The sequence below is a fragment of the Streptomyces sp. 351MFTsu5.1 genome (assembly GCF_000383655.1).
GTDB lineage: Bacteria > Actinomycetota > Actinomycetes > Streptomycetales > Streptomycetaceae > Streptomyces > Streptomyces griseorubiginosus.
This window is the reverse complement of sequence record NZ_KB911806.1, coordinates 51,180-58,868: the sequence shown is the minus strand read 5'-3', so window position 1 is coordinate 58,868 and position 7,689 is coordinate 51,180. Positions and strand designations below refer to the sequence as shown.

Genomic DNA, 7,689 nt, shown 5'->3' with positions numbered 1-7,689 from the left:
GGCGGCCGGGTCTGTGTCGTGCGATGTGTTCGCGTCAGGCGTGTCGGGGGTGCTGTGGGCCCGGTTGGTGCCGTCGGCCGGGTCTGTGTGGTGCGATGCGTTCGCGTCAGGCGTGTCGGGGGTGCCGTCGGCCCGGTTGGTGCCGTCGGTCGGTGGGTGGGTCGGGGCGTTCGGCTCGGGGCTTTGTGCCGCTGCTCCCCCGCGCAGTACCTCCACGTGGGCCGCGCGGACGGCGGGGCCCGGCTCCACGCCGAGTTCCCCGATGAGGCGGCTGCGCAGGTCGCGGTGGACGGCGAGGGCCTCGGCCTGGCGGCCGGTGCGGTGGAGGGCGAGCATCAGCTGGCGGTGGTAGGACTCGCGGAGCGGATGTTCGGCGGCGAGCGCGGAGAGTTCCGGGACGAGGGCGTCGGGCCGGGTGGGCGCGAGGGCGAGCTCGGCGTCGTAGCGCCACTCCAGGAGGAGGAGCCGGGCCTCCTCCAGGCGCTGCACCAGGGCGTACCCGGCGACTTCGGAGGGGACACCGCTGAGCGGTGCGCCCCGCCACAGCGCGAGGGCCGCCGCGCAGGCGTGGAGGGTCTCGGTCCAGGCGCCGTCGGCGTGGGCGCCGCGGGCCCGGGCGGCGTGGCTCTCGAATACCTGGACGTCGAGTTCGCCGGGTGCCACCCGCAGCAGGTAGCCGGGGGCCACCGCCTGGAGTCGCTCGGGGTCGTCGAGCAGCCGTCGCAGACGGGAGACGTGGTTGTGCAGGGACGCCTTGGCGGAGGCGGGCGGGGTGCTCCCCCACAGCGCCTCCTTGAGGGACTTGGTGGAGACGACCCGGCCGGCTTCGAGGAGCAGCGCGGCCAGCAGGATCCGCTGCTTGCGGCTGCCGACCACCCGCACACCGTGGCCGCCTTCGCCGCCGTGGGCGCCGTGACCGTCGTACAGAATCGGCGGCCCGAGCAGTCCGAACCGCAGCCCTGACTGCGATCCGCGCCCCATCACGCCGCCCACTTCTGGCGGAATTCCGCCCTCGTCACGACGGTTTCCCGCCAGCCACCCGGCACCGTCCAGTGCCGGAATCCGCTCCCACCCCGCGCTTCCACACCATCGGTTCCCCACCGGTGCCGTCGACTTCAGGCCAGGCGGTGAAACGCTGAAACGTAGATGCGTTGGCCAATGTTAGCGATTTGTTGGCGCAACCTGATGTGATCACTACATCGGATCTGGCCCGAGGGTGCGCGCGTAGAACGCGCAGCTCGGGGGAGTGTCGCCGTCGTGGCCGGATCCGTGGGACGCGAGAGGGCCCCGGTCGGCGGAGGTGAACGACCGGGGTCCTCGTCCCGTTTTTCCGATGTCCGAGGTCTCAGATGATGGGCGGGCGGCCCAGGCGGGTCAGCTGCCAGACCGTTCGCCAGCGCATCGGACGCCGTTCGCCTGCGGGTTGCCGTACACCCTCGACGAAGCCGCCGAGCCAGGCGCGCAGTCCGCTCGACGACCTCGTCCGCAGCAGGGTGAGTGCCGTCCAGACGGCGAGGTGGACCGGGACGAGCGGCAGCGGCAGCCGGCGGCGGACCAGCCAGACGCGGTTGCGGGCGTTGACCCGGTAGTAGATGGCGTGCCGGGCCGGAGAGGTCTTCGGGTGCTGGAGCAGGAGTTCGGGCGCGTACAGGATGCGCCAGCCGCGGTCGGCGGCCCGCCAGGCCAGGTCGGTCTCCTCGTGCGCGAAGAAGAACTCGGCGGGCCAGTCGCCGGTCTCGGCGAGCATGGCCATGCGGAGGGCGTGGCCGCCGCCGAGGAACCCGGTGACGTATCCGCCGCGCAGCGGGTCGGAGGCGCCGACGCGGGGGACGTGTCGCTGCTGGGTCTCGCCGTGCTCGTCGGCGATGCGGAAACCGACGATGCCGAGGCGGTCGTCGGCCGCGAACAACTCCTGTACGCGGCGCAGCACATCGGCGTCCACCAGGAGGCCGTCGTCGTCGAGCTCCACGACCACGTCGACGTCGCCGAAGTCCCGCAGCCGGGCGAGTGCGACATTGCGCCCGCCGGGGCAGCCGAGGTTCTCCTCCACGTCGAGGGTGGTGACCTCGCCGGGCAGGGAGAGCCGCTCGGCGAACTCGGGCAGCCGGCAGCCGTTGCCCACGATCACGATCCGGGCCGGGGCGAGGTCCTGCTTGGCCACGGACCGCAGCAGGGCGTCGACCTCGTCGGGCCGGTTGCCCATCGTCACCACGGCGACCGCGACCCTCGGCGCGTCCATGTCCCACGTCCCCTCGAAGCGACGGCCATCAACCGCGGCGATGCTAGTCGTTCACGGCAAGGACTTCTCGGAGACGAGAATGCGGGGGTGGGGTGGGCCGCTCCTCACCTCCGCCGGTTCTCCCTCCGGCGTACGAACTTCAGGCCCGACCAGTCCTCCCCCAGCGCCGCGACCTTCACGTCCACGACGCCGAGCGGAAGGAAGACCTCCCGCAGGCCGTTCTCGGTGATGTCGCTGACGTGGCCGGCCGCTCTTCGTGGCCAGGCGATCCACAGCGCGGCGTGATCCGCCAGGTCCTCGACCAGGCCGGCCGCCTCGGCCGCGAGCCTTGCGTACTCGCGGTGGAAGGCGACCACGACATCCGCTCCGCGCGGGCCACCGGCGGCGAGGTCGCAGCCGTCGGGCAGTCCGGGAACGTCCCACCCTTCGGGCGCACCCTGGAGACGGACCCGGTGCCCCGCCTTGATGCCGAGCTTCTTGGCGAGGGGCGTGGCGGAGTAACCCCCCGCCGCCGCAGACCCGGCCGCTCCAGACCCGGCTGAGCCAGACCCCGCTCCCGACTCCGATCCCGCCATGTGACACCTCACCTCCACGCGCCGGCTCGTCCGCACCGCTCCGGCACTCGCCCTCCAGCCTGACGGTCTCCGGAACAGATGTCTCTCCGGACACGGGAGTCACAGGAGCACCGCGGCCGCACCGCCCCTACCGCACCAACCGTGCAAGAAGCGTGACCAGGTCCGCCATGAACTGGAGCCAGGGCCGGGCCTGCTCCGCGCGTCGGCCGAACCGTCGGCGCCAGGCCCCGGACCTGACTTCCTCCCGCCGCTGAATCGCTCTGTCCCGCACGCGTCGTAAGGACGTGCCGCGGCTCGTTCCGATGCGCTTGCGTCGCCTCATGCACCGACGCTAGCCACGCCGGAAGGGGGCCACAGGGCAGCGGACCGCCAAATCGGGGAGCCGGTTATTGGCGGTAACGCGTAAGACGCAGGCACCGAGGGGCTTCCCTTGCCTCGCATACCGGTACATCGACTTCAGCTCGCGGACGACCGGCTGACGGCCGACCACTCAACCGCCGGCCGGCTGGCCAGCTGACCGGCTGACCGGCTGTCCGGAGAGCTCGGCGGATACGACGCAGTCGGCGTCCGTCGCCTGCTCCAGTCACCCCGCGGCAACGAACTCCTTCGCCGCGCCCGCGGCACTCCCCTCCGGCCGAAACCGCCCCAGCCTCCGCGGCGGCACGATGCTGGGCAGCAGCATTTCCCACATCAGCGTCGTCTCGGCGCTCAAGTCCTGCCGCCCGGAGAGTACTTGGGAACTCAACTGCAGCCCGGTCCAGCAACCCACGATCAACCGCGCCGCTCGGGCCGGATCGACGTCCGGCTTGACGTCCCCTCGCTCCTGCCCCCGAACCAAGTGGCCCTCAAACAGCTCGATCCACCGGGTGTACGGCTCACTGACGATCCCCGTCTTGGAGCTCTGGTCGATCACCAGCCGGATACCGGCCCGCACCCGTACGTCCGCCACCAGCTGACGAGCCATCATGTGCAGGATGTCGATGACGACCTGCACTCCCGCCCTCTCGGGGGTTGCCGCGGGGCCGGGCACCGAGAACTGCTCGTCGATCAGGGCCTGGGCCAACTCTTCCTTGGACGAGAAGTGGAAGTAGAGCGCCCCCTTCGTCACGCCCGCTTCCTTCACGATGTCGCCGAGCGTCGTCCCGTGATACCCCTCGGCGTCGAAGGCGCGCGCCGCCCCGTCGAGGATGGCCGCCCGAGTGACCTCCGCGCGTTCCTGCCTGGCCATGCATCCAACCCCTTCACTGGTTCTTGGCCCAGTCTGCCTCTCGGCCCACAAAAAACCAACTAACTGGTACTTTTCCTGGCGTTGAGAGCACACCGCCCGCCGACCGGGACGAGGAGTCGACAGCTGCAGAACCGCTCAGAAAAGTGCCCTGAACTGCAGTTTTACCCTCACACCCAACTCTCGGCGCTCAAGGTCGAACAGATTGACAAACAGGTCGATTGGTTTTTTACTGTGGAGGCACCTCGGCGGAAGCACGCAGCGCGCCACCCGAGGCGAACATCGCCCCCGGCGCGGTCGCCGGCGTCGGCCCCACCGCTGCTCAACCCCCGGCCCACGAAACGGTTTTCGACCTGCCGACGGAAGAAGTGAACAGTGACCCGTCCGACAGCACAGCCCCGCACCCCACGTGGCCTCGCGCTCACCATCCTCTGCGCGATGCAGTTGATGATCATCCTTGACGGGACGATCGTCACGGTCGCTCTTCCGACCATCCAGAACGGGCTCGGCTTCTCCCAGAGCGGCCTGTCCTGGGTGGTGAACTCCTACCTCATCGCCTTCGCCGGGCTGCTTCTGCTGTCCGGCCGGCTCGGCGACCTGATCGGCACCAAGAAGGTGTTCCTGAGCGGTCTGGTCACCTTCACCGTCGCCTCGCTGGTGTGCGGTGTGGCGAACAGCCCCGAGATGCTGATCGGCGGGCGCTTCCTCCAGGGCGTCGGCGCCGCGCTGGCGTCCGCGGTGGTGCTCGGCATGATCGTCGGCCTGTTCCCGGAGCCGAACGAGCAGGCCAAGGCCATGGGCATCTACAGCTTCGTGTCCGCGGGCGGCGGTGCCCTCGGTCTGATCGCGGGCGGTGTCATCACCGACACGTTCGGCTGGCACTGGGTGTTCCTGATCAACCTGCCGATCGGCGCGCTCACCCTGGTGTCCGCCCTGAAGCTGCTCGGCGAGCAGCCGGGCCTGGGCCTGAAGGCGGGCGCGGACGCGGTCGGCGCGGTCCTGGTGACGGCCGGTCTGTCGCTGGGCGTGTTCACCATCTCGCAGGTGTCCGAGGACAAGTTCGGCGCCGGCGAGCTGTCGCTGTACGGCGCGATCTCGGTGGCCCTCCTCGGGGCGTTCGTGTGGCGGCAGGCCACGGCGAAGCGTCCGCTGCTGGCGTTGCGAATCTTCCGCAGCAAGGAGACCGTCGGCGCCAACATCGCGGTGGTGCTGGTGTTCTCCGCTGGTTTCGGCTTCCAGTTCCTCAACGCCCTCTACCTCCAGCGGGTGTTGGGCTTCGACTCGATGCAGACCGGTCTGGCGTTCCTGCCGGCACCCCTCGTCATCGGCACGATGTCGCTGTTCTTCACGGCCAAGCTGGTCGCCCGCCACGGCACCCGCCCGGTGCTGCTGACCGGGCTGCTGTTCCTCGGCGCCGGTCTGCTGTGGCTCAGCCTGGCCCCGGTCGACGGCACCTACTGGGTGGACGTGGCGCCGACGCTGGTCGTCCAGGGCTTCGGCATGGGTCTGACGGTGCCGTCGGTCATCATGCGCGCCATGTCGGGTGCGAAGCCGCAGGACGCGGGCCTGGCCTCCGGTCTGAACAACACGGCGCAGCAGGCCGGCGCCGCGGTGGGCCTGGCGGTGCTCGCGACGGTCGCCACCGCGCACGGCAACTCGCTGCTGGGTGAGGGCCGTCCGGAGGTCCAGGCCCTGCGCGACGGCTACAGCCTGGCCTTCGTGTGCGCGGCCGGGTTCGTGTTCGTGGCCTGGCTGGTCACGTTCTTCGTGCTGCGGGACGCCAAGCAGCCGAGGCAGGGGCAGGCCGAGTCGAAGGGCCCCGAGGTGACGCCGGAGGCGGCCCCGACGGTCGGCCACGTCTGACAGTCCGGCGATCCGGCATCCGGCATCCGGCAATCCGTCGGAGCAACTCACGTACGGGAAAGGTGATCACGTGGCGGACAGGATCCGAGTGGGAGTCGTCGGCGCACACGCGGAGCGGGGGTGGGGCCGGCACATCCATCTGCCGGCGCTGAAGGCGCTGGACGACTTCGAGGTCACGGCGGTGGCCGCCCGCAGCCCGGAGTCGGCGCGGGCCGCGGCCGAGGTCTGGGGCGCGGGAAGGGCGTACGACGACGCGGCGGCGCTGATGGCCGACCCGGACGTGGACCTGGTCACCGTCGTGGTGCAACTCCCCTCCCGGGAAGGTCTGGTGGAGTCGGCGATCGCCGCGGGCAAGCACGTGTACAGCGAGTGGCCGCTGGCTCTGGACGCGGCGACCGCCGAGCGCTTCGAGTCGGCGGCGCGGGCGGCGGGCGTACGGCACGCGGTGGGGCTTCAGAGCCGCCACCACCCGGCCGTACGGCTCCTGCGGGACCTGCTCGGCCAGGGCCTGGTCGGCGAGGTGCTCTCGGCGTCCCTGCTGTTCTCCCTCTCCACGCCCGAGGTGTGGTCGCAGCGGTACGCGGCTCTGTTCGACGAGACGAAGGGCGTCAACCATGTCGCCGTGGTCGGCGGGCACTCGCTGGACATGTTCCAGTACGCCGTCGGGGACTTCACGGAGGTCTCGGCGACCCTCACGACGCGGATCGACCGCATCACGACGGAGGAGACCGGGCGGCGGATCGAGGTGACCTCGCCCGACCAGATCGTGCTCGGCGGCCTCCTGGAGTCGGGCGCTGCGGCCTCGGCCCACTTCATGACGGGCGGCCCGCGGGGCGACGGCTTCCGCATCGAGGTGCACGGCCGGAAGGGCCGTCTGGTCCTGGTGTCGTCCGACGACTCGCTGGTGGGCCCGCAGTTCACCCTGACCCACGAGACGGCGAACGGCAGGCCCGCGGAGATCCTGACCGTGCCCGACGCCTACGGCCCCCTGCTGGGAACGCCGTCCCCGGTCAGCAACGTGGCCCAGGTGTACAGGGACTTGGGCCAGGCGATCCGCACGGGCGGGGACTTCGGCCCGGACTTCGGCACGGCGGCCCGCACGCACCGCTTGCTGGACGCGGTCAAGTCCTCGGCGAGGACGGGCAGTCGGGTGCGCCTGACCTGAACGCGAACGCCTGAGAGCCCCCTCCGGTGACGGAGACGCGCCCGTGGCGCGCGGTGTCGGCCGGTTCTTCAAAAGAGTGCAAAGGGATCACAAGGGGAATAGCCGGTGAAGCCTTCGGTGCCCAACTCCCGCCGCGGAGCAGGGAGCTGAAGCAGGAGCGCGCGGTACGAACGAGGAAGGGCATACTCGCGGCGGCCGCCCAGGCGTTCGCCGCCAAGGGCCATCCAGCCGTCACCATCCTGGACGTGGCCGAGGCGGCCGGGATGACGGCCGGATCGGCGAGATCGCGGAGGCCGTGGAGGAGCTGGCGCTCCCGCCTCTCGGCCTGCAACTCGAGCGCCAGCTCATCGACGTCCGGCTCCCGTTGCCGTACGAGGCGTACACCACGTTGCTCACCTCCTGGTTGGCCAAGGATCGCGAAGCGGGCCCGGAGGACGACCGGCCGGCGCCCGAGACGCTCGCTGCCGTCCTGGTCTCGGCGTTCTTCGGCGCCCAGCACATCTCGTGGGTGCTCGACGACCGGGCCGACCTGGTGGAGCGCACCACCGACCTGGTGCGGACGATCATTCCGTCGGCGGCGAAGGCCATGGGGCGATGTCCGTCCGCGTCACGACAGAAGTGA

Annotated in this window: 7 protein-coding genes; 3 read left to right on the top strand and 4 right to left on the bottom strand. The window is 70.8% G+C overall.

Annotated elements, in window-relative coordinates; translation table 11 throughout:
• The 4 genes from H295_RS44510 to H295_RS0141685 form a co-directional block, all read right to left on the bottom strand.
• A partial coding sequence (locus H295_RS44510; RefSeq protein WP_234021792.1) for an AfsR/SARP family transcriptional regulator occupies positions 1–981 on the bottom strand: 981 nt, incomplete at its 3' end.
• A gap of 364 nt (positions 982–1,345) precedes the next feature.
• Positions 1,346–2,239, bottom strand: a complete 894-nt coding sequence (locus tag H295_RS0141700; protein ID WP_020141307.1) for a glycosyltransferase family 2 protein — start codon at positions 2,237–2,239, stop codon at positions 1,346–1,348.
• 104 nt (positions 2,240–2,343) lie between these two features.
• A complete protein-coding gene (locus H295_RS44505) occupies positions 2,344–2,814 on the bottom strand; it encodes a hypothetical protein (RefSeq protein ID WP_051135708.1) in 471 nt (156 codons plus the stop codon).
• 583 nt (positions 2,815–3,397) lie between these two features.
• A complete protein-coding gene (locus tag H295_RS0141685) occupies positions 3,398–4,042 on the bottom strand; it encodes a ScbR family autoregulator-binding transcription factor (RefSeq protein WP_020141304.1) in 645 nt (214 codons plus the stop codon).
• 372 nt (positions 4,043–4,414) lie between these two features.
• On the opposite strand from H295_RS0141685, the gene H295_RS0141680 reads away from it, so the two are divergent.
• The 3 genes from H295_RS0141680 (at position 4,415) to H295_RS48315 (ending at position 7,689) form a co-directional block, all read left to right on the top strand.
• Positions 4,415–5,902: an MFS transporter gene (locus H295_RS0141680; protein WP_020141303.1), complete on the top strand. Its 1,488-nt coding sequence runs from the start codon at positions 4,415–4,417 to the stop codon at positions 5,900–5,902.
• 70 nt (positions 5,903–5,972) lie between these two features.
• Entirely contained in the window at positions 5,973–7,067 is a 1,095-nt protein-coding gene (locus H295_RS0141675) for a Gfo/Idh/MocA family protein (protein ID WP_043218876.1), read from the top strand.
• A gap of 295 nt (positions 7,068–7,362) precedes the next feature.
• A complete protein-coding gene (locus H295_RS48315; RefSeq protein ID WP_020141301.1) occupies positions 7,363–7,689 on the top strand; it encodes a hypothetical protein in 327 nt (108 codons plus the stop codon).